This is a genomic window from Streptomyces sp. RPT161 (assembly GCF_027533845.1).
GTDB lineage: Bacteria > Actinomycetota > Actinomycetes > Streptomycetales > Streptomycetaceae > Streptantibioticus_A > Streptantibioticus_A silvisoli_A.
In genome coordinates this window covers 288,604-309,142 of the sequence record NZ_JAPZVN010000003.1, presented here as the reverse complement: position 1 = coordinate 309,142, position 20,539 = coordinate 288,604, and the positions used below count along the sequence as shown (strand labels likewise).

Below are 20,539 nucleotides of genomic sequence, written 5' to 3'. Positions count from 1 at the left end.
GATGTGAGCGGTAAGGGCGCCCCAGAGCTGAGCGTTAAGAACTGCGGTGACCTGCGGGTGGCCGTGGTCGCGGCGCAGTGGCACCAGCAGGTGATGGACGGTCTGGTCGACGGTGCGCTACGGGCGCTGCACGAACTGGGCATCGACGAGCCGACCCTGCTGCGGGTACCCGGCAGCTTCGAACTCCCGGTCGTGGCCAAGGTGTTGGCCGGTCGCGGCTATGACGCGGTGGTGGCCCTCGGCGTGGTGATCCGTGGCGGCACCCCGCACTTCGACTACGTGTGCCAGGGAGTGACGGCCGGGCTCACGCAGGTGTCGGTGGACACCGGAGTGCCGATCGGCTTCGGCGTGTTGACCTGTGACACCGAGGCGCAGGCGCTGGACCGGGCCGGACTGCCTGGCTCCGCCGAGGACAAGGGACATGAGGCGGTCACCGCCGCGATCGCCACGGCGGCGACCTTGCGGTCGGTCTCCGAGCCCTGGCGCTAGCAGCGACGGAAGGGCGCGCGGCGCCCTCGTTTGAGGGTGGTGGCGGGTGACGGGCGGGCCGTCACGTAGAGTGTGACCACCATGGCCAAGAAGACATTCGAGGAACTCTTCGCCGAGCTCCAGCGGAAGGCCGCCAGCGGCGACCCGAGCACGTCCCGTACCGCCGAACTGGTGCAGGCGGGCGTGCACACCATCGGCAAGAAGGTGGTCGAGGAAGCCGCTGAGGTGTGGATGGCCGCCGAGTACGAGGGCGCCGACCGCACCGCCGAAGAGATCTCGCAGCTGCTGTACCACCTTCAGGTGATGATGGTCGCCCGGGGAATCTCCCTGGACGACGTATACGCTCACCTGTGAGCCACCTTCCGTCCGTACGCCACCCGCACTCACCGAAGGAAGCCGTTCCCATGCTGCGCATCGCCGTCCCCAACAAGGGTTCTCTGTCCGAGCCTGCGTCGGCGATGCTGCATGAGGCCGGCTACCGGCAGCGCAAGGACCGCAGGGAACTGGTGCTGGTGGACGCGGAGAACCAGGTCGAGTTCTTCTTCCTTCGCCCGCGGGACATCGCCGTGTACGTCGGCTCCGGTCGCCTCGACATCGGCATCACCGGCCGCGACCTGCTGCTGGACTCCGGTGCGCAGGCCGAGGAGATCATGCAGCTCGGCTTCGCCGCCTCCACCTTCCGGTACGCCACTCGTCCGGGCACCGCCAACAGCGTCAAGGAGTTCGGCGGCATGACGATCGCCACCTCCTTCGCCGGACTGGTCGAGAAGCACCTCGCCGACAACGGCGTGGACGCCTCAGTGGTCCACCTCGACGGCGCGGTGGAGACCGCCATCCAGCTGGGCGTCGCCGAGATCATCGCGGATGTCGTGGAGACCGGCACCACGCTGCGCAACGCGGGCCTGGAGATCATCGGCGAGCCGATCCTGGAGTCCGAGGCGGTGGTCATCCGCCGCACCGGCGCGTCCACCGAAGACCCCAAGGTCCAGCAGTTCCTCCGCCGTATGCAGGGCGTCCTGGTGGCCCGGCGGTACGTGATGATGGACTACGACATCCGTGCCGAGAAGGTCGAGGCGGCGGTCGCCCTCACCCCGGGCCTGGAGTCGCCGACGATCTCCCCGCTGCACCACGAGGGCTGGGTAGCGGTCCGCTCCATGGTGCCGTCCCGCGAGGCCCAGCGGATCATGGACGACCTGTACGAGCTGGGCGCCCGGGCCATCCTCACCACCGGCATCCACGCCTGCCGCCTGTGACCGCCGCCTCGCCCCGTACCGGGAAGCCCGCCGAGATGCCCGCTTCCGACCCGCTGCCCGAGCTGCCGGTGACCTTCCGGCCCACCAGGACCCGGGCGGTGCTGCTGTCGGTCGGCAGTGTGATGCTGGTCACGTTCACCGTGGTCGCCCTGGCGATGCCGGATCCGTGGACGGTGACCGACCGGTCCACCATGATCAGCACCGGGCTGCTGATCTTCGCGCTGCTGGTGCTGCTCAGCCGCCCCAAGGTGGTCGCGGACCCAGGCGGGGTGACCGTCGTCAACCTCACCACCAAGCGCCGCCTGGAATGGGCCGAAGTGCTGCGGGTCAACCTGCGTGCGGGTGATCCCTGGGTCTATCTCGACCTCGCCGACGGCACCAGCCTGGCCGCCATGGGCATCCAGCCGGGGATGGCCAGGGAGCAGGCGCTGCGGCACGCCCGACAGCTGCGGGCGCTGGTCGACGGGTACGGCACGGGCGGTCGCGACCACCGGTGAAACCGGACATAACGCCCTGATGGCGTGGGCGGGCCTCCCCCTGGGCGCCGCCGCTTGACTACTCTTGAGGTACATGGCGCGTGTGCGCCCACCCCGCTACGCCGCGGGGGAGACCGGAACGATCCAAGGAGTGACATCTAACCGGCGATGGACGAATCGTCCTGTAGTACCTGCGCCGCCTCCGCTGTGAACGCTTCATGCGTGGTGGTGGCGGCATGAGTTCCCTCCTGCTGCTCGGTGCGGCACTTCTCCTGATCCTCGCCAACGGATTCTTCGTGGCCGCCGAGTTCGGCCTGGTCACCGTGGAACGGCCGGAGGCCGAGCGGGCCGCGGCGGGCGGGGACCGACGGGCCCGCAGCGTGGTCGCGGCCCTGCGTAAGCTCTCCTTCCAGCTCTCCGGCACCCAGCTGGGCATCACCATCACCTCGCTGGTGGTCGGCATGCTCGCCGAGCCCGCGCTGGCCCGGCTGCTCACCGGCCCGCTCACCGCGATCGGGCTGCCGGGCGCGGTGGCGCCCGGGGTGGGCGTGGTGCTCGGCATGATCGCCGCCTCGGCGGTGCAGATGGTCATCGGCGAGCTGGTGCCCAAGAACTGGGCCGTCTCCCGGCCGCTGCAGGTGGCCCGGATGGTGGCCGGTCCGCAGCGGGCCTTCTCCCGGGCCTTCCGGCCCGTCATCCAGGCGCTCAACTCGGCGGCCAACCGGCTGGTGCGTGCCCTGGGCGTGGAGCCGGCCGACGAGTTGGCGTCCGCCCGCACCCCCACCGAACTGGTGTCGCTGGCCCGCCACTCGGCGCGGGCCGGTGCCATAGAGGAGGACACCGCCGACCTGTTCGTGCGCACCATCAACCTCGGTGAGCTGACCGCCCAGTCGGTGATGACCGCACGGGTCAAGGTCAGCGCGCTGGAGGACACCACGACCGCTGCCGACGTGCTCAACCTCACCCGGGCCACCGGCCTGTCCCGCTTCCCGGTCTACCGGGAGCGGCTGGACGAGGTGGTCGGTGTGGTCCACCTCAAGGCCGCCCTCGCCGTCCCCGCCCCGCTGCGGGCCGTCACGCCCGTGGGCCGGATCGCGGTGCCGCCGCTGCTGGTCCCGGAGACGCTGCCGGTCCAGCCGCTGCTGGAGCGGCTGCGCAACGAGCAGCCGATGGCGGTGGTGGTCGACGAGTACGGCGGCACGGCGGGTGTGGTGACGCTGGAGGACATCGTGGAGGAACTGGTCGGCGAGGTGCGTGACGAGCACGACCACGAGGGTGCCGACACCCCCGAGCTGGCCCAGGCCACGGCCCAGGACGGCCACCCCGCCTGGGACGCGGACGGCAGCTGCCGGGCCGACGTGCTGGCCAGGATCGGGCTGGCCGTGCCGCAGGGACCGTACGAGACGGTGGCCGGACTGGTCGCCGATCTGCTGGGCCGTATTCCGCGCCCCGGCGACATCGCCCGGCTGCCTGGCTGGGAGCTGCGGGTGCGTGAGGTGGTGCACCACCGGGCCGAGCGGATACGACTGGTGCGCACCGGTGACGGGCAGGAGGAGGAGCGATGAGCTTCCTGCAACTTCTGTTCGCGCTACTGCTGGTACTCGGCAACGGGTTCTTCGTGGGCGCCGAGTTCGCCATGGTCTCGGTGCGGCGCAGCCAGGTGGAGCCGCTCGCGGAGCGGCAGCGGCGGGCCCGTACCGTGCTGCACGGGCTGGAGAACCTGCCGCAGATGATGGCCGCCGCGCAGTTCGGCGTCACCGTCTGCTCGTTGACCCTCGGCGCGGTGGCGGAGCCGACCGTCGCGGCACTGCTGGAGCCGGTGTTCGCCGCGCTACGGGTGCCCGAGGGGCTGGTGCATCCGATCGGCTATGTGGTCGCGCTCGCCTTCGTGGTCTTCTTCCACCTCGTCATCGGCGAGTTGGTGCCGAAGAACCTGGCGATGGCCGCGCCGGAGAAGACGGCGCTGTGGCTGGGCCCCGGACTGGTCGCCTTCGCACGGTTGTTCCGCCCGGTGATCGTGGTGCTGGGGGCCTGCGCGCGGCTGGTGCTGAAGCTGTTCCGGGTGGAGCCGCGCGACGAGATCGAGGCGGCCTTCACCAGTGAGCAGCTCAGCTATCTGCTGGCGGACTCCCGGCAGGCCGGACTGCTCGACCCCGGTGACCTGGAACGCCTTGAGGACGCCCTGGAGTTGGGCACCCGACCGGTCACCGACGTACTGCTGCAGCCGTCCGCGCTGGTGACGGTGGGGCCGCAGGTCACACCGTACGAGGTCGAGCAACTCACCGTCCGTACCGGCTACTCGCGCTTCCCGGTGGCCGGGGCTGATGGGGCGTTCCTGGGTTATCTGCACGTCAAGGACGTGCTGGAGCTTCAGGAGACGGACGAGGGCGACCGCCCGGTGCCGCGTAGGCTGTGGCGTCCGATGACGACGCTGCGGGCCGAACTCCCGTTGGACGACGCGCTTACCGCCATGCGGCGCGCGGCGTCCCACCTGGCGGCTGTCACTGACGCCGACGGCCGCACGCTGGGACTCGTGGCACTGGAGGACGTGCTGGAGATGCTGGTCGGCGAGGTTCGAGACCCCGCCCACCGGATCGTCGCGGAGCCCCGGCGCCCCGAGGCCGCACCGTCAGCGCGGCCGTCCGCGATGGCGGGCTGACGCCCGGGGACTGCGGCCCCCTGACCCACCGCGGGGTCAGGGGGCCGCAGTCCCGTGAAAGGTCCTCAGTCCAGCGGTGGTTGGCCCGGGCCTCGGCCCGAGAGGACCTCACCGTACGCCTGCATGAGGTCGGGGAGTCGAAGCGTGGACAGGTCCACGCGAGTCGGCGTGCCGTCGTACATGGACAGGCGTAAGTCGCGGTACGCGCAACTCTTCTCGTACAGGGTGCGCAGGAAGCGCCCGTTGCCCAGCTCGTCGATCCAGTCCTGTGCCACCACGTGACCGGCGATGCTGCGCAGTTCGTCCAGGGCCTCCTCGTCCCAGCGGTCGCCGCCCTCGGCGGCCAGCACCTCGCCGATCTTCGTCAGTTCGAGCGGCCGGTAGCTGGGGAAGTCCACCCGGGTGGTGAAGCGGGAACTCAGGCCGGGATTGGCGGCGAGCAGCCGGTCCATCCCCTCGGGGTACCCGGCGAGGATCACCACCAGTCGGTCGCGGTTGTCCTCGGCCCGCTTCAGCAGCACCTGCAACGCTTCCTCGCCGTACGCGTCGCCCTTGCTGTAACCGGAGTTGGACAGGCTGTACGCCTCGTCCACGAACAGTACGCCGCCCAGCGCGGAGTCGATCAGTTCATTGGCCTTGACCGCCGTCTGACCCAGGAACTCGCCGACCAGGTCGGCCCGTTGGGCCTCCACCAGGTGGTCGCCGCCGAGCAGTCCGAGGGCGAAGAAGACCCGGCCGAGAATGCGGGCCACCGTGGTCTTGCCGGTGCCCGAGGGGCCGGAGAAGACGAAGTGCCGCTTCGGCGGCTGCACCGGAAGCCCCTGACCGGCCCGCAGCCGGGCCATCCGAAGCTGCGCGGACAGCGCCTTGACCTGCCGCTTGACCGGTTCCAGACCCACCATCCGCTCCAACTCGGCCAGCGCGTTGGCGAGTAGCACCGGATCGGGGGTGCCCATCGGTATCTCCGGCGGTATCGGGGTCACCGGCAGCACCGCCTTCTCCCGTACCGCGTCGTCGTCCCCCGGGGCGGGAGCGGGGGAGGAGGACGCCGGAGGGCCGTCGGACGCGCGGCCGGGGTCCGGGTCGGGGAGCGGGCCCTGCTCGCCGTCGGGCGCGCCGTCCGGGCCGAACTGGCCGACTCCGGCGAGTGTCACGGTCGCCAGGTCCTGGGCCTCGTCCAGACCGTCCTCGGCCTCGGTGATCGCCGCCAGTCGGGCGGCGGTGTCCATGAAGGTGGGGTCCACCCGGTGAACCGCCCGGTACAGCGGCAGCGCGGCGGCGGAGCGGCCGGTGCCCTCGTAGGCGCGGGCCAGCCAGTAGCGCAGTTCCTTGCGCTGCGGCAGTTCGCTGCGGCAGCGCATCAGCGCGGCGGCCAGCAGCGGCTCCGCCTGCCCGCACATCTCCAGTCGTACCCGGGCCATGCCGCCGAACAGGCCCGCCTCTATGCCCAGTATGGGATCGTCCAGCAGTGGCTCGGTGTGCCGGACCAACTGCTCCCAGTCCTTGACCAGGTACGCCCGGCAGGCGTGCAGGAAGCGGACCTGCGAATCGGTGTCCACCGGTGGGCACTCCGCCAACGCCCGGTCCAGGTCGGCCACATGGCGGCCGTCCAGCCAGTGCGAGGCGTGGGCCAGCAGCAGGTCGCGCGGTGACTCCAGCACCGGTTGCACCCACCAGCCCAGCCAGTACCAGGAGTTGAGCGAGCGGCTGTGGCGTTTGCGCTGCTCCCCGAACCGGTCCCGGTGCCGGTACATCCGCAGCAGGGCGGTGGAGGTGTCGGCGCGCAGCGCGTGCAGTCCCAGCCAGGCGTCGGCCATGCCCGGATCGAGCCGTACCGCCGCCCGGAACTCCTCCTCGGCCTGCGCGTACGCTCCCACCGTGCAGGCGTCGACGGCGCGCAGCCACGCCAGATCGGCGGGGGCGCCGGAGCGCTCAGTACCGAAGTCCATCAGGTCCCCCACAACCGTGCCCCCCGTGGCCTGCCAACGCCACTCCTGCGAACGGTCCTGTCGAACTGTGTTGCAGTCGAACGGGCCTAACCGCCAAGGAAGTTGGCGTGGGAGCGGACCGACCGCGACGGCCTGCCGCCCCCTTCGGCATCGTACCTGCGGTGTTGCGTGGGGTAGAGAGCGGCGCACCGCACTCTCAGGTTACACATGGCGAACCGGCCGTCGCCCAAAGGCGCTGGGCCGACCGTGACACAGGGTGAGAACGTTCCCGACAAAGAGGGCATTCCGCTTAGCCCGCACAGGACGAAGCCCCCGGTCACGGGGGAACAACCGGGGGCTTCGTGTCATCGGGCGGTCGGCTGCCGACCGCGCATTCAGAACGTAAGTCCTGTACGCCCCCCAGGTCAAGCCGCCATCGGACACTTGGTGCCAGACATTTCGCCGTCGCAGCTCACCGGCCGCGCACTGTCACCGTACGTGAGGAGCAAGGCCGTTCAGGACCGGCACATCGGTCCCGGTAGTACCTCGTATCCATCCGACCTCTGCAGTACCAGCAGATCGGCGAAAGGACGAGACGGATCGGCCGCGAAGTGATCGGCCTCGGCCCGCGTCCAGCCCTGCCAGAAGCCGTGGAGCTCCGGGCCGTCGCGATGCCGGCCGCGCTCCCAGGAGTGGTCCCGGGGAAACTCCATCCACACCAGTCCCGCCAGAAACGGGCGTACCTCCAGTCGCCCCGCCCCCACGCCTTCGATCAGCACCACGGGCGCACACGGCACCTGGGCGAAGGTGGCAAACCGGGACGCGGTCCAGTCGTACACCGCGTACCGCGCCGCAACCCCCCGGCCCAGCGGCTCCAGCACCTGCTCGCGCAGCCGCCCGGTCCAGCCGAAGAACTCCTCGTGGGTGGCGAGATCGTCCAGATGCACCACGGGCGCGCCGTCGAGTGCCTCGGACAGCCGGGCGGCGAAGGTGCTCTTGCCGGAGCCCGCGTGCCCGTCCACCGCGACCAGCCGCACCGGGCCGCAGGACGGCGGCAGAGCACGCAGCCGGGCGGCGAGCCGGGCCAGCGTGGCGGAGCGGGCGTGGTGTTGGTCCATCGCGATCAGCCTACGGCGCGTCCTTCCGCGGGCCCGATGCGCCCCGCGCGGGCGGCGTTTACGGTAAGGCCGTGACTGACTCCCACGATGCCTCCGCCACCGCGGACCTCTACCCGGCCGACCGGCTCGCCACGGCCTGCCGGGCCGCCGCCGCGGCCGGACTGGACGCGCTGCTGATCTCGCCCGGGCCGGATCTGCGGTATCTGACCGGATACCACGCACTGCCGCTGGAGCGGCTCACCTGCCTGGTGTGCCCGGCGCAGGGTGAGCCGGTGCTGGTGGTGCCCGCGCTGGAGAAGGCGGCCGCCGAGGCCTCGCCGGTCGGTGGCCTCGGCGTCGAGATCATCGGCTGGGCGGAGACCGACGACCCCTACGCGCTGGTCGCCGACCGGCTGCCCGCTCGGACCAGGCGGGTCGCGGTGGACGACCACATGTGGGCGGAGAAGGTGCTGGCGTTCCGCGCCGCGCTGCCGGACGCGGAGCAGAGCCTGGCCGGTGTGGTGCTACGGGAGCTGCGGATGCGCAAGAGCCCGGCCGAGGTGGCCGCACTGCGCCGGGCCGGGGCGGCGATCGACCGGGTGCACCGCAGGATCGGGGAGTGGCTGCGGCCGGGCCGCACCGAGCGCGAGGTGGCCCGGGACATCGCCGACGCGATCATCGAGGCGGGCCATGCCACCTGCGACTTCGTCATCGTGGCCGCCGGACCGAACGGCGCCAGCCCGTACCACGAGGTCTCCGACCGGGTGATCAGGGCCGGCGACCCGGTGGTCGTGGACATCGGCGGCACCACGGCCGACGGCTACTGCTCGGACTCCACCCGCACCTACGCGGTCGGTGAACCGGACCCGGATTTCCGGGAGTTGTACGCGGTGCTGCGCCGGGCCCAGCAGGCGCAGACCGAAGCGGTACGGCCCGGGCTCACCGCGCGGGAACTCGACGCGATCGGCCGGGACATCATCGAGGACGCCGGATACGGCGAGCACTTCCTGCACCGCACTGGGCACGGCATCGGCCTGGAGACCCACGAGGAGCCGTACATCGTGGCGAGCAGCGACCGGCCGCTTGAGCCCGGAATGGCCTTCTCCATCGAACCGGGCATCTATCTGCCGGGCCGCTTCGGTGCCCGTATCGAGGACATCGCCGTGGTCACCGAGACCGGCGGCGAACGGCTCAACGTCACCGGCCGGGAGCTGGTCGTACTGCCCACCTGACAGCGGGGGCTGGCCAACCTCCCCACCCGGTACGACAGTTGTCCGACAGAACCGACCCGACGCGTCAACGACAAGGGGGTTCCGCCACATGAGAAGACCGACATCCCGCCGCGCCGTCCTGGTCACCGCGCTGGCCGCCACCACCGCCAGCGCCGCGACGCATGCGTCCGCCGAGCCGCGCGGTACCGAGGGACCGGCGGCCACCCCCGCACCCGGCCCGGAGGCGGCGCCCGTGGACTACCACTCCTGGACCTCGTACACCGACTGGCGCTGCGGATCCGGGCGGGGCACCAGGGCGCTGCCCGGCCGCCGCCCCGGCATCGTGCTGGACCGTCCGGTCGGCACCGTCGAGTACACCGACCCGCACACCAAGACCACCAGCACCTGGGAGTACGCCACCTGGACCTCCCCGCCGCGCGCCCTGCCGTTCGGCGCCACCGAGCTGGTCGCCTCGTGGAACGCGCACACCCCGCAAGGCACGTGGCTCCAGGCCGAGTTGGGCGGCACCTACAGCGACGGCGGTACGACGCCGTGGTACGTGATGGGCCGCTGGGCGTCCGGGGACACCGACATCAAGCGCACCTCGGTGGACGGCCAGGACGACGGCAGAAGCGGCATCTCCACCGACACCTTCGCCATCGACAATCCGGCCGGCGGGCTGCGGCTGGCCTCCTACCGGCTGCGGCTGACCCTCTACCGCAGGCCGGGTACCCAACTGACCCCGATCGTCTGGCGGATCGGCGCCATGGCCTCCGCCGTACCGGACCGCTTCACGGTGCCCGCGTCGAAACCGGGGGAGGGCGCGGGGCACGAACTGCGAGTGCCGCGCTACTCGCAGGAGGTCCACAAGGGCCAGTACCCCGAGTACAACAACGGCGGGGAGGCATGGTGCAGCCCGACCTCCTCGCAGATGGTGGTCGAGTACTGGGGGCGCAGACCCACCCCCGCCCAACTCGCCTGGGTCAACCCGTCGTTCGCCGACCCGCAGGTCGACCAGGCGGCCCGGTACACCTACGACTGGCAGTACCAGGGCTGCGGCAACTGGCCGTTCAACGCAGCGTACGCCGCGAGCTACCACGAGATGGAGGCGGTGATCACCCGGCTGCGCTCCCTGAACGACGTGGAACGGCTGATCCGGCACGGCATCCCGGTGATAACGTCCCAGTCCTTCCTCGCCTCGGAACTCGACGGCGCCGGTTACGGCACTGCGGGCCACCTGATGTGCGTGGTCGGCTTCACGCCGACCGGCGACGTGATCGCCAACGACCCGTTCAGCGCTGACGACGCTGCGGTCCGGCGCGTCTACAAGCGGCGCCAGTTCGAGAACATCTGGCTGAGGACGAAGCGCTACAACGCGAAGGGCCAGGTGGTGGGCGGTAGCGGGGGCATCTGCTACGTGTACTGGCCCACCACCATTTCGGCAGCTCGCAGGGCTGCGCTGGCCAGCGTTGGGGTGCGCTGAACAGGTGCTGACCGAAGGCCGTCTCGACGGCCTGGCGGCAGCGGTCGCTGCCGCCCTGGGTCAGGTGGGTCGGGTGGCCGTACCGGTCCACCGTGACCTTGATGGATTCGTGCCCCCATCCAACGGGACACCTCGTGGATGGGGCGGGGAAGGAGTTCGGCAGGCGAGTGGCGTGGGACTGCGGTCGACGGCCTGGCGGCGACGCGGGATTCAGGGGCGGCCAGGTTCGTCGCAGGCAGTCCAGATGAGGCGACGGGCGAGCTCACCGGTGCGCTGGGCCGGGCCCTGGGGGCCGAGGACGGTGGCGGTGACGTAGACGCCATTGAGGACGACGAGTAGATCGTCGGCGAGCTGCTCGGGGTCGGCAGCGCAGGCGTCGGCTGCCAAGTCACGCATCCACTGGCGGACCCGCCGCTCGTGGGTGACCGCCACACGGTTTGCGGGGTGCTGCGGGTCGGGGAACTCGGTATGGGTGTTGACCATGGGGCAGCCGCGGAGCCGGTCAAGGAGTGGCAATGATTTTCATCCTTAGTGGATATGAAAATCATTTCCATCTACTGTTGTCGGCATCACCGCACCGATGGAGCGTGCCGCTGCGCGGCTGTCTGTCGGCATCGTTCGAAGGAGCCCCCGCGTGTCTGCCGCCCCCGCCTCCCGTCCCGCCCGGTCGTCCATACGCACTGGGCTCATCGCCGCCGTGGCGGCCCTGACAGCCGTGACGGCCACCGCGTGCTCGTCCTCTTCGTCGAAGACCGGCGCCGCCAGCACCGGTAAGACGATCCAGGTGGTGGCGGCGGAGAACGAGTACGCCGATGTCGTCAGCCAGATCGGCGGTCAGTACGTGTCGGTGACCGGGATCATGAGCAACCCGAACACGGACCCGCACACCTTCGAGGCGAACCCCAAGGTCGCGCACACCGTCAGCTCCGCCCAGCTCATCGTCCAGAACGGAGTGGGCTACGACGACTTCATGGGCAAGACAGAGCAGGCATCGAGCAACTCCCACCGTCAGGTGATCGACGTGCAGAAGCTGCTCGGCCTGCCGGACTCCACGCCGAACCCGCATCTGTGGTTCAAGCCGACGACGATGCCCGCGGTGGCGAAGGCCATCGCCGCGGACCTGTCGGCCATGGACCCATCGCACAAGGCCGACTTCGAAGCGAACGCCGCCAAGTTCGACAACTCACTCCAGCCCTGGAACCAGGCGATCTCGCAACTCAAGGCATCCGCTCCCGGCGCTGCGGTGGCGACCACCGAGCCGGTGGCCGACTACCTGCTCGACGCGCTCGGCTTCAAGAACCTGACCCCCTGGGCGTTCCAGGCCGACGTGATGAACGGCACCGACCCCTCACCGCAGGACGTCGCCACCGAGAAGGCGCTGTTCACCCAGCACAAGGCGAAGGTCTTCGTCTACAACCAGCAGGTCACCGACTCCCTGACGCAGTCGCTGATGACGCTGGCCAAGCAGAACAACATCCCCGTCGTCGGGGTCTACGAGACCATGCCGACGCCCGGCTACACCTACCAGTCCTGGATGAACGCCGAGGTCTCCGCGTTGAGGAACGCCGTGGCCAACGGCAAGTCGGCGCCGACCCTGTGATGATCGGCGACGAGATGCGACGCGGTGACGTCCTCGCCCTTGAGGGCGTCAGCGTGTGGCGGGGAGGACGGCAGATCCTCGACGAAGTGGGATTCTCACTTGCGCCAGGGGAGTTCACCGGCCTCATCGGCTCCAACGGTGCCGGCAAGACAACGATCCTGCGGGTCGTCATGGGACTGCTGGCACCCGCGGAAGGCACAGTCCTGGTCAACGGCCGCCCGCTCGCGCGGCGTAACCGTTCGGTCGGCTACGTCCCGCAGAAAGTGCTGATCGACCCCGATGCCCCGCTGCGCGCCAGCGACCTGGTCGCCCTCGGGCTGGACGGCGAGAAGGTCGGACCGCGCACTCCGTCCCGGCAACGCCGGCAACGTGTCGAGGAGATGCTCGATGCCGTCGACGCCACGGCGTTCGCCGACGCCCGGGTCGGCAACCTCTCCGGCGGCGAGCTGCAGCGCGTACTGATCGCCCACGCGCTCATCAGCCGTCCGCAACTGCTGTTGATGGACGAGCCGTTGGCCAATCTCGACATCCGCAGCGGCCAGGAGATCGTCGATCTCCTCGCCCGCATCGCGGAGCAGCAGCGCATCGCGGTCCTGCTCTCCGCACACGATATGAACCCGCTGCTTCCCGTGATGGACCGAGTCGTCTATGTGGCCGGTGGCCGGGTGGCGGTCGGGACGACCGACGACGTGGTGCGTACCGAGGTGCTGAGCAAGCTGTACGGCCACCAGGTCAACGTCCTTCGGGTCGACGGACGAGTCCTGGTCGTCTCCGGTTCGCACGTCTCGCTCGACGCGATTCCCCGGCAGTCAGGAGCCCCCGCCGCCGACGCGTCTGTGGAGGGGCGGTGAGGTTGTGATGGAAGGCATCCTGCACGCCCTCTTCGCCCCGGGCTTCGGCCACAGCGAGCCGGTGCGCACGGCGGTCCTCGCCGGGGCGGTCGTCGCACTCGTCTCGGGAGCGGTGGGCGTCATCACCGTGCTGCGCGGACAGTCCTTTGCCGGGCACGCGTTGAGTGCCTTGGGCACCCTTGGCGGCTCCGCCGCGTTCCTGGTCGGCATCACACCCCTGTGGGGTTTCGTCACCAGCGGCTTCATCGTCGCCGGAGCAATGGAACTGGTCGGCACACAGCGACGCAGTGGCCGGGACGTGGCGACCGGGCTGGTGCTGAGCACCGCGCTCGGCCTGTCAGCCCTGTTCCTCTACTTCGAGACGATCGTCAACAGCACGACAGGGGTGACCATCACCATCTTGTTCGGTTCCCTGTTCGCGCTCAACGGCATCACCCTGCCGGCCATGATCCTGCTCGGCATCGTCTGCCTGGTGCTCCTCGCTCTGCTGTACCGTCCGCTGTTGCTCAGTTCGGTCAGCTCGGAGCTGGCGGCGGCCCGCGGCATCCCGGTGCGAACGTTGGGCGTCGCGTTCCTCATGCTCCTGGCACTGTCGGCGGCACTCTCCTCGGTGACGGTGGGCACGATCCTCAGCTCCGCACTGCTGATCGGACCTGCCGCGACCGCGCTACGACTGACCAAGCGCCCAGCCGTGGCGATGGTGTTGGCCGGCGTCATCGGGATGGTATCGACGTGGGTCGGCATCGTCCTGGCCTACGACAGCTACCGCTGGCCGCCAGCCGGTAAGGGGTGGCCGGTGAGCTTCTGCGTGGTGGCCGTGCTCTTCACCGTCTACCTGCTCACCGGCCTCGGCAGCCGCCTTCGGACGGCACGCGTCCGACAACGCCGGGCCGGGGCACCGGTCACAGGGCAACCACTGCCAACGGTGAGGCAGGGCTGACGTGTTCGCGGACTACATGCTCAACGCGTGGGTTGTGGCGACCATCGTGGCTGTCGTCGCCCCCGTCGTCGGATTCTTCGTCGTCCTGCGTGGATCGGCGTTCGTCGCCCACGCCGTGCCGGAGGCCGCCTTCGCGGGGGCCGCCGGAGCCAGCCTGCTCGGCCTCAACACCATCTTCGGGCTTGGGGCGTTCGCGCTCGGAGCCTCGCTCGGCATCGGCATGCTCGGCCGCCGCGGCCGTCATGACGTGGTGACCGCCCTGGCGTTGGTGATGCTGCTCGGTGCGGGTTCGCTGTTCCTGGGTTGGAGCACCGAGTACGCCCCCGAGATCTACTCGTTGCTGTTCGGAGAGGTACTGGGGGTCAGCGGCAACGAGATCGGTCTGACGGCGCTGCTCGGCGCGCTGTGCCTGGGCGCGATCGCCGTGCTCTACCGGCCGCTGCTGCTCACCTCGGTGGCACCCGAGCTGGCCGCCGCACGTGGCATCCGCAACCACCGCATCGACATGGCCTTTCTCGTCGTGGTCGCCCTGGCCACCACCACGGCCGTACCGGTTGTCGGCGCTCTGCTGATGTTCAGCCTGATGGTCGGCCCCGCGGCCACGGCCCGCTGTCTCACCGACCGACCGCTGCACGCCGTCGTCCTGTCGGTGGTGATCGCGCTACTGACCGCCTGGGCATCGATCGCCGCGGCCTACCAAACCAACTGGCCCGTCGGCTTCTTCGTGACCGCCTTCGCCTTCGCTGGCTACCTCCTGGCCCACGGGGGACGCTGGATCCGCAACGCATACAGCAGGCCCCAGGCACCGCTTGCCGGTGAAAGCGCGGCATGACCGCCCAGCCCCCGCCCAGTTCGCCCACTCGTACCGCAGATCCTGCGGAGAGCTTAGGGAAAGCCCGGTGATGTCAAGGAACCGACCTCACAGCGAGCCATCCCAGGAAGTGGCGGCGATCGGACGCCCGACGCCGCAACGCGAAATCATACTGGCCGACTTGGTCGCGGCGGGGGACTTCGTCAGCGCCCAGGCCCTGCACAAACGTCTGCTGTCCGGTGGATCGCCTGTCGGGCTGTCCACGGTGTACCGTACGCTGACCGCGCTCGCCGATGCCGGACGCGTCGACGTCGTACGGGACACCAAGGGTGAACGCCTCTTCCGCTACCGCCCCGGCGCTGACCATCGCCACTACCTGCTGTGCACGGAGTGCGGCCTCAGCTTGCCCGTCGACTCCGGGCCTGTGGAGAACTGGGCAGAAAAGATCGCGGTAACTTCCGGGTTCGCGAACGTACGACACACCGTCGAACTCACCGGCATCTGCCCGCACTGCGCTGAGCGGCAACCACAGACTCACTGAGTTACGCGACACAGGTACCTGGTGGCCGACGGTAAGCGTCGCGGGCGGCCAGTCCTCTGGAACCGCTTCGGCCACCTGCGGACCCGCTTTCGCGTCGGCGCGACACCAGCCGCCTCGCCCACAGGTTGCGGTGCGGGAGACGTTTCGTCAGTCGCGCAGCCTTGACGGTGTGAAGGCGTCCAGGATGCGTTCTGCGGCTAGTGTGGCCGTCAGCTCACCGTTCCTGACCTGCTGCTCCAGGGCGGGTGCGAGGGAGCGGACCGCCGGGTCGGCGTGCAGGCGGCCCAGTAGTTCGTCGCGGACCATGGTCCAGGTCCAGTCGACCTGCTGGTCGCGACGTCGGGCAGTGAGGCGGCCGTTGGAGTCCAGCAGCGTGCGGTGTTGCTCCAGCCGCTCCCAGACGGTGTCCAGGCCGGTCGACTCCCGTGCGCTGCAACTGAGCACCGGCGGTGTCCAGAAGGCATCCTTGCCGTGCATCAGCCGCAGCGCACCGGCCAGTTCACGCGCCGCCGTGCGGGCGTCGCGTTCGTGCGGACCGTCCGCCTTGTTGACGGCGATCACGTCGGCCAGCTCCAGAACGCCCTTCTTGATGCCCTGCAACTGGTCTCCGGTGCGGGCCAGGGTGAGCAGAAGGAAGGAGTCGACCATGTTGGCGACGGCCGTCTCGGACTGGCCGACGCCGACCGTCTCCACCAGCACCACGTCGTAGCCGGCGGCCTCCATCACCACGATCGACTCGCGGGTGGCCTTGGCGACACCGCCGAGCGTGCCGGCGGTGGGGGAGGGCCGGACGAAGGCCGCCGGGTCGACGGCCAGGCGCTCCATCCGAGTCTTGTCACCGAGGATCGAGCCGCCGGTCCTGGTGGAGGACGGGTCGACCGCCAGGACGGCCACCCGGTGTCCGAGCCCGGTCAGCAGCGTGCCGAAGGCGTCGATGAACGTGGACTTGCCCACGCCCGGTACACCGCTGACCCCGATCCGCCGGGCCTTCCCGCTGTGCGGCAGCAGCTCGGTCAGCAACTCCTGGGCCAGTGCCCGGTGTTGGGGGCGGGTGGATTCGACGAGGGTGATCGCGCGGGCGACGACCGCCCGCTTGCCGTCGAGGACGCCCTTGACGTACGTGTCGAGGTCGATGGCCATGGGTTCACGGCCTCACAGGTCGCTGTGCCCGAGGTCGACCGCCAGCCGGGAGACCAGGTCGTGGGCGGCGTCCGGGATCACCGTGCCGGGCGGGAACACGGCCGTCGCCCCCATCTCCAGCAGCGTCGGCACATCCTGCGGCGGGATCACTCCGCCGACCACGATCATGATGTCCTCGCGCCCCTCCTCGGCGAGTTGTTCGCGTAGCGCCGGTACGAGGGTGAGGTGTCCGGCGGCCAGCGATGACACCCCGACGATGTGCACGTCCGCCTCGACGGCCTGGCGGGCCACCTCGGCCGGGGTCTGGAACAGCGGGCCGACGTCCACGTCGAAGCCGAGGTCGGCGAAGGCGGTGGCGATCACCTTCTGCCCGCGGTCGTGGCCGTCCTGGCCCATCTTGGCGACCAGGATGCGCGGTCGGCGGCCCTCGGCCTCGGCGAAGGCGTCGACGAGACCACGGGTACGGTCCACGGACGGGGACTCGCCTGCTTCGTTGCGGTACACACCCGAGATCGTACGGATCTGGCCCGCGTGCCGTCCGTACACCTTCTCCAGGGCGTACGAGATCTCTCCGACGGTCGCCTTCGCCCGGGCCGCGCGCACCGCCAGCTCCAGCAGGTTCCCCTCGCCGTCGGCCGCCCGGGTCAGGGCGTCCAGCGCGTCCTGGCAGGCGGTCTCGTCCCGTTCCTCCCGTAGTCGCCGCAACTTGGCGATCTGCTGGGCGCGCACGGAGGAGTTGTCGACCTTGAGCACCTCGATCTGCTCGTCGGAGTCCACCCGGTACTTGTTCACGCCGATCACCGGCTGCCGCCCGGAGTCGATGCGGGCCTGGGTGCGGGCCGCGGCCTCCTCGACGCGAAGTTTGGGGATGCCCGCGTCGATGGCCTGCGCCATACCGCCCGCCCGCTCGACCTCCCGGATGTGCTGCCAGGCCCGGCGGGCGAGGTCGTACGTCAGCCGTTCCACGTACGCGCTGCCGCCCCACGGGTCGATCACGCGCGTCGTGCCGGACTCCTGCTGGATCAGCAGCTGGGTGTTGCGGGCGATGCGGGCGGAGAAGTCGGTGGGCAGAGCGAGCGCCTCGTCGAGGGCGTTGGTGTGCAGCGACTGGGTGTGGCCCTGGGTCGCCGCCATCGCCTCCACGCAGGTGCGCGTGACGTTGTTGAACACGTCCTGCGCGGTCAGCGACCAGCCGGAGGTCTGTGAATGGGTGCGCAGCGAGAGCGACTTGGTGTTCTTCGGCTCGAACTGCTTGACCAGCTTGGCCCACAGCAGCCGGGCCGCGCGCAGTTTGGCGATCTCCATGAAGAAGTTCATGCCGATCGCCCAGAAGAACGACAGCCGCGGCGCGAACGCGTCCACGTCCAGGCCCGCGTCCCGCCCGGCCCGGATGTACTCCACGCCGTCGGCGAGGGTGTAGGCCAGCTCCAGGTCGGCCGTCGCACCCGCCTCCTGGATGTGGTAGCCGGAGATGGAGATGGAGTTGTAGCGGGGCATCCGCTGCGAGGTGAACGCGAAGATGTCGGAGATGATCCGCATCGACGGCTTCGGCGGATAGATGTAGGTGTTGCGGACCATGAACTCCTTGAGGATGTCGTTCTGGATGGTCCCGGCCAACTTCTCGGGCGCTACGCCCTGTTCCTCCGCCGCCACGATGTACAGCGCGAGCACCGGCAGCACGGCGCCGTTCATCGTCATCGACACCGTCATCCGGTCCAGCGGGATGCCGTCGAACAACTGCCGCATGTCGTAGATCGAGTCGATCGCCACGCCCGCCATGCCGACGTCACCGGTCACCCGCGGGTGGTCGCTGTCGTAGCCGCGGTGGGTGGGCAGGTCGAAGGCGACGGACAGGCCCTTCTGACCGGCCGCCAGATTGCGCCGGTAGAAGGCGTTGGACTCCTCGGCGGTGGAGAAGCCCGCGTACTGGCGGATCGTCCAGGGCTGGTTGACGTACATCGTCGGGTACGGGCCGCGCAGGTAGGGCGCGATGCCCGGGTAGGTGCCCAGGAAGTCCAGGCCCTCCAGGTCCTGCCCGGTGTAGAGCGGCTTGACCGTGATGCCCTCGGGCGTCTCCCAGAGCAGATCGGCACCGTCGGCCGCCTTCTTCACCGACGTACGCCACTCGTCGGGGCTGCCGTCGGCGGCCGGGTTCCCCAGCTCGATCGCCGAGAAGTCGGGGATGGACATCAGGACACTCCCATGCGGTCGAGCGTGGCGGAGAGTACGGCGACGGCGTCGCAGCCGGCGAAGACGTAGGCGTCCACGCCCGCGTACGTTCCGGGACGGCCCGCGACGAACACGTGCCGCGCGCCCGCCGCCCGCAGCGCCTGTGCGGTGGCCTCGGCCTGCTCCTCGTACACCGCGTCGCTGGAGCACAGGCAGACCTCCCGCGCCCCGCTCTCCTCGAACGTCTCCTCGGTGACGGGCTCGATGCCGCCCGCCTGGAAGAGGTTGGCGGCGAAGGTGAGCCGCGCGGTGTGTGCGGCGGCCGGCCCGAGAGCGGTCAGATGGACACGGGGCCGGGCCCCCGTCGCGGCCAGATGGGCGTCGGAACGGGCACGCAGCGCCTCGAACGCCTCGTCCCGCCGCACGCGGGGCAGGCCCCCGGACGGTGCCTTGGGCGCGGGAGCACGGACGACCGGCTTCTCGGCCAGGTACGGGAACTCGCTGACCCCGGTGACCGGTTCACGCCGCTTGGCGAGCTTCGCGCTGCGCACCGACCAGGTAGCGGCCAGCCGTTCGCGGACCATGCCGGAGCGCAGGGCGGCCGCCTGACCGCCCGATCGCTCGATCTCCTGGAAGAACTCCCAGGCAGAGTGGGCGACTTCGTCGGTCAGCCGCTCCACGTACCAGGAGCCGCCCGCCGGGTCGATCACCCGGGACAGGTGCGACTCCTCGATGAGGATGGTGGAGGTGTTGCGGGCGATGCGACGTGCGAAGGCGTCCGGTAGACCGAGCGCGTGGTCGAAGGGCAGCACGGTCACCGCGTCGGCGCCCCCCACGCCCGCGGCCAGTGTCGCGACCGTGGTGCGCAGCATGTTCACCCACGGGTCGCGGCGCGTCATCATCACCGGCGAGGTCACCGCGTGCTGGAGCTGCGCGCCCGCCCGCGGTGCCCCGCAGACCTCGGCCACCCGAGCCCACAGCCGACGCGCCGCGCGCAACTTGGCGACGGTCAGGAACTGGTCGGCGGTCGCGGCGTACCGGAACTCCAGTTGGGCACAGGCCTGCTCGACATCCAACCCCGCCCGGGTCAGCCCGCGCAGATAGGCGACACCCGTCGCCAGGGAGCAGCCCAGCTCCTGTGCCGCCGAACCCCCTGCCTCGTGGTAGGGCAGGGCGTCCACGGTCAGCGCCCGCAGCCCCGGATGCCGCGCGGCGCACAGCTGGGCCAACTCGGCCACGGGCGCGAAGTCGTACGAGCCTCCGGTGCGGGCCTCGTGGCCCAGCGGGTCGGCGCCCAGGTTGCCGCGTGCCGCGTCCGCCGCGACGCCCCGTTCCTCGTACAGCCGCAGCAACCGCCGTGCGGCTGGCTCGACTTCGGCACCCGCGTCCAGGACGACGGGTGCCAGATCGAGGTAGACGCCATCGAGGGCGCGGTCGAGCGACGGAACGGGGATGCCGGTGGACTCGCCGACGACCAGCCACAGGGAAGTGACGCCGTTCTCCAGGTCGGTCAGGACTGAGCCAGCGTCCACGACCGTGTGCTGCTGGCGCACGTCCCAGCCGCCGACCGTGTTCCCCTCGGCCCGGCCGCTGCGCACGAAGGGCGCGAAGCCGGGCAGACCGGGGTCGGGCGCGGTGTCGCGCGCGCTGTACAGGGGCAGGGTGCGCAGCCCGTCCTCCAGCGCGGTGGACAGGGCGTGCTCCGCCTCGGCGTCCGAGACTTCCTTGCCCGACTTGCGTAGAACACCCGCTACCAGGTGCTGCCACTGCTCGTGTGTCGCGTCAGGAAACTCGGCTGCCAGGGAGAGCCCGTCGTCAGGCAGGACCGTCATGCCCGGATGCTAGGGCAGGTCGACAGACGAGCGGCAGAGGGCGCGATTGTGACCTTGTT

The 20,539-nt window shown here is 70.3% G+C and carries 19 protein-coding genes; 13 read left to right on the top strand and 6 right to left on the bottom strand.

What is annotated here, in order from left to right; genetic code table 11:
- The first annotated feature begins 3 nt into the window (after window positions 1-3).
- The 6 genes from ribH to O5O46_RS09410 all read left to right on the top strand — a co-directional run bounded on the left by ribH (window position 4) and on the right by O5O46_RS09410 (window position 4,877).
- The gene (ribH, locus tag O5O46_RS09435; RefSeq protein WP_269854860.1) at window positions 4-489 is read left to right on the top strand and encodes a 6,7-dimethyl-8-ribityllumazine synthase; all 486 of its coding nucleotides are present in this window, start codon (window positions 4-6) and stop codon (window positions 487-489) included.
- Window positions 490-570: 81 nt separating this feature from the next.
- On the top strand, window positions 571-843 hold the full coding sequence (locus O5O46_RS09430) for a phosphoribosyl-ATP diphosphatase (RefSeq protein WP_269854859.1): 273 nt from the start codon (window positions 571-573) through the stop codon (window positions 841-843).
- 50 nt (window positions 844-893) lie between these two features.
- Entirely contained in the window at window positions 894-1,742 is an 849-nt protein-coding gene (gene hisG, locus O5O46_RS09425; RefSeq protein WP_269854858.1) for an ATP phosphoribosyltransferase, read from the top strand.
- Between the two features lie 35 nt (window positions 1,743-1,777).
- On the top strand, window positions 1,778-2,239 hold the full coding sequence (locus O5O46_RS09420; RefSeq protein ID WP_269854857.1) for a PH domain-containing protein: 462 nt from the start codon (window positions 1,778-1,780) through the stop codon (window positions 2,237-2,239).
- Between the two features lie 215 nt (window positions 2,240-2,454).
- Complete coding sequence (locus tag O5O46_RS09415) at window positions 2,455-3,783, top strand: hemolysin family protein (protein WP_269854856.1); 1,329 nt, start codon at window positions 2,455-2,457, stop codon at window positions 3,781-3,783.
- A complete protein-coding gene (locus O5O46_RS09410) occupies window positions 3,780-4,877 on the top strand; it encodes a hemolysin family protein (protein ID WP_269854855.1) in 1,098 nt (365 codons plus the stop codon). The genes O5O46_RS09415 and O5O46_RS09410 overlap by 4 nt, the downstream gene beginning before the upstream one ends.
- Window positions 4,878-4,942: 65 nt before the next feature.
- On the opposite strand, the gene O5O46_RS09405 is transcribed toward O5O46_RS09410, so the two are convergent.
- Both O5O46_RS09405 and O5O46_RS09400 read right to left on the bottom strand, forming a co-directional pair.
- The gene (locus tag O5O46_RS09405) at window positions 4,943-6,826 is read right to left on the bottom strand and encodes an AAA family ATPase (RefSeq protein WP_269854854.1); all 1,884 of its coding nucleotides are present in this window, start codon (window positions 6,824-6,826) and stop codon (window positions 4,943-4,945) included.
- Window positions 6,827-7,320: 494 nt separating this feature from the next.
- A complete protein-coding gene (locus tag O5O46_RS09400) occupies window positions 7,321-7,923 on the bottom strand; it encodes a uridine kinase family protein (protein ID WP_269854853.1) in 603 nt (200 codons plus the stop codon).
- Window positions 7,924-7,994: 71 nt separating this feature from the next.
- Here O5O46_RS09400 and O5O46_RS09395 point away from each other — a divergent pair, with 71 nt between their 5' ends.
- Both O5O46_RS09395 and O5O46_RS09390 read left to right on the top strand, forming a co-directional pair.
- Window positions 7,995-9,134: a M24 family metallopeptidase gene (locus O5O46_RS09395; protein ID WP_269854852.1), complete on the top strand. Its 1,140-nt coding sequence runs from the start codon at window positions 7,995-7,997 to the stop codon at window positions 9,132-9,134.
- An 88-nt stretch (window positions 9,135-9,222) separates the two neighbouring features.
- Complete coding sequence (locus tag O5O46_RS09390; RefSeq protein WP_269854851.1) at window positions 9,223-10,596, top strand: C39 family peptidase; 1,374 nt, start codon at window positions 9,223-9,225, stop codon at window positions 10,594-10,596.
- A 210-nt stretch (window positions 10,597-10,806) separates the two neighbouring features.
- On the opposite strand, the gene O5O46_RS09385 is transcribed toward O5O46_RS09390, so the two are convergent.
- Entirely contained in the window at window positions 10,807-11,112 is a 306-nt protein-coding gene (locus O5O46_RS09385) for a hypothetical protein (RefSeq protein ID WP_269854850.1), read from the bottom strand.
- Between the two features lie 118 nt (window positions 11,113-11,230).
- Here O5O46_RS09385 and O5O46_RS09380 point away from each other — a divergent pair, with 118 nt between their 5' ends.
- The 5 genes from O5O46_RS09380 to O5O46_RS09360 all read left to right on the top strand — a co-directional run bounded on the left by O5O46_RS09380 (window position 11,231) and on the right by O5O46_RS09360 (window position 15,339).
- Window positions 11,231-12,196 carry a metal ABC transporter solute-binding protein, Zn/Mn family gene (locus O5O46_RS09380; RefSeq protein WP_269854849.1) on the top strand — a complete coding sequence of 322 codons (966 nt, stop codon included), beginning with the start codon at window positions 11,231-11,233 and terminating at the stop codon, window positions 12,194-12,196.
- Window positions 12,196-13,047, top strand: coding sequence for a metal ABC transporter ATP-binding protein (locus O5O46_RS09375; RefSeq protein WP_269854848.1), 852 nt, complete (start codon window positions 12,196-12,198; stop codon window positions 13,045-13,047). The genes O5O46_RS09380 and O5O46_RS09375 overlap by 1 nt, the downstream gene beginning before the upstream one ends.
- Window positions 13,048-13,054: 7 nt before the next feature.
- Window positions 13,055-13,987: a metal ABC transporter permease gene (locus tag O5O46_RS09370; protein ID WP_269854847.1), complete on the top strand. Its 933-nt coding sequence runs from the start codon at window positions 13,055-13,057 to the stop codon at window positions 13,985-13,987.
- Between the two features lies 1 nt (window position 13,988).
- Complete coding sequence (locus tag O5O46_RS09365; protein WP_269854846.1) at window positions 13,989-14,819, top strand: metal ABC transporter permease; 831 nt, start codon at window positions 13,989-13,991, stop codon at window positions 14,817-14,819.
- 70 nt (window positions 14,820-14,889) lie between these two features.
- Window positions 14,890-15,339: a Fur family transcriptional regulator gene (locus O5O46_RS09360; protein ID WP_269854845.1), complete on the top strand. Its 450-nt coding sequence runs from the start codon at window positions 14,890-14,892 to the stop codon at window positions 15,337-15,339.
- 147 nt (window positions 15,340-15,486) lie between these two features.
- On the opposite strand, the gene meaB is transcribed toward O5O46_RS09360, so the two are convergent.
- From meaB to O5O46_RS09345, 3 genes are read right to left on the bottom strand one after another with little or no spacing between them, the layout of a single operon-like run.
- Window positions 15,487-16,479, bottom strand: coding sequence for a methylmalonyl Co-A mutase-associated GTPase MeaB (meaB, locus tag O5O46_RS09355; RefSeq protein ID WP_269854844.1), 993 nt, complete (start codon window positions 16,477-16,479; stop codon window positions 15,487-15,489).
- A 12-nt stretch (window positions 16,480-16,491) separates the two neighbouring features.
- On the bottom strand, window positions 16,492-18,669 hold the full coding sequence (gene scpA, locus O5O46_RS09350) for a methylmalonyl-CoA mutase (RefSeq protein ID WP_269854843.1): 2,178 nt from the start codon (window positions 18,667-18,669) through the stop codon (window positions 16,492-16,494).
- Window positions 18,669-20,480 carry a methylmalonyl-CoA mutase family protein gene (locus O5O46_RS09345; RefSeq protein ID WP_269854842.1) on the bottom strand — a complete coding sequence of 604 codons (1,812 nt, stop codon included), beginning with the start codon at window positions 20,478-20,480 and terminating at the stop codon, window positions 18,669-18,671. Before O5O46_RS09345 ends, scpA begins: the two co-directional genes overlap by 1 nt.
- Window positions 20,481-20,539: the final 59 nt, after the last annotated feature.

What these genes read in the sequence shown, in the direction of transcription:
- O5O46_RS09430 (WP_269854859.1), top strand. Translation starts at nt 571, where the DNA reads ATGGCCAAGAAGACATTCGAGGAACTCTTCGCCGAGCTCCAGCGGAAG.
- hisG (WP_269854858.1), top strand. Translation starts at nt 894, where the DNA reads ATGCTGCGCATCGCCGTCCCCAACAAGGGTTCTCTGTCCGAGCCTGCG.
- O5O46_RS09420 (WP_269854857.1), top strand. Translation starts at nt 1,778, where the DNA reads ATGCCCGCTTCCGACCCGCTGCCCGAGCTGCCGGTGACCTTCCGGCCC.
- O5O46_RS09415 (WP_269854856.1), top strand. Translation starts at nt 2,455, where the DNA reads ATGAGTTCCCTCCTGCTGCTCGGTGCGGCACTTCTCCTGATCCTCGCC.
- O5O46_RS09410 (WP_269854855.1), top strand. Translation starts at nt 3,780, where the DNA reads ATGAGCTTCCTGCAACTTCTGTTCGCGCTACTGCTGGTACTCGGCAAC.
- O5O46_RS09405 (WP_269854854.1), bottom strand. Translation starts at nt 6,826, where the DNA reads ATGGACTTCGGTACTGAGCGCTCCGGCGCCCCCGCCGATCTGGCGTGG.
- O5O46_RS09400 (WP_269854853.1), bottom strand. Translation starts at nt 7,923, where the DNA reads ATGGACCAACACCACGCCCGCTCCGCCACGCTGGCCCGGCTCGCCGCC.
- O5O46_RS09390 (WP_269854851.1), top strand. Translation starts at nt 9,223, where the DNA reads ATGAGAAGACCGACATCCCGCCGCGCCGTCCTGGTCACCGCGCTGGCC.
- O5O46_RS09375 (WP_269854848.1), top strand. Translation starts at nt 12,196, where the DNA reads ATGATCGGCGACGAGATGCGACGCGGTGACGTCCTCGCCCTTGAGGGC.
- O5O46_RS09370 (WP_269854847.1), top strand. Translation starts at nt 13,055, where the DNA reads ATGGAAGGCATCCTGCACGCCCTCTTCGCCCCGGGCTTCGGCCACAGC.
- O5O46_RS09360 (WP_269854845.1), top strand. Translation starts at nt 14,890, where the DNA reads ATGTCAAGGAACCGACCTCACAGCGAGCCATCCCAGGAAGTGGCGGCG.
- meaB (WP_269854844.1), bottom strand. Translation starts at nt 16,479, where the DNA reads ATGGCCATCGACCTCGACACGTACGTCAAGGGCGTCCTCGACGGCAAG.
- scpA (WP_269854843.1), bottom strand. Translation starts at nt 18,669, where the DNA reads ATGTCCATCCCCGACTTCTCGGCGATCGAGCTGGGGAACCCGGCCGCC.
- O5O46_RS09345 (WP_269854842.1), bottom strand. Translation starts at nt 20,480, where the DNA reads ATGACGGTCCTGCCTGACGACGGGCTCTCCCTGGCAGCCGAGTTTCCT.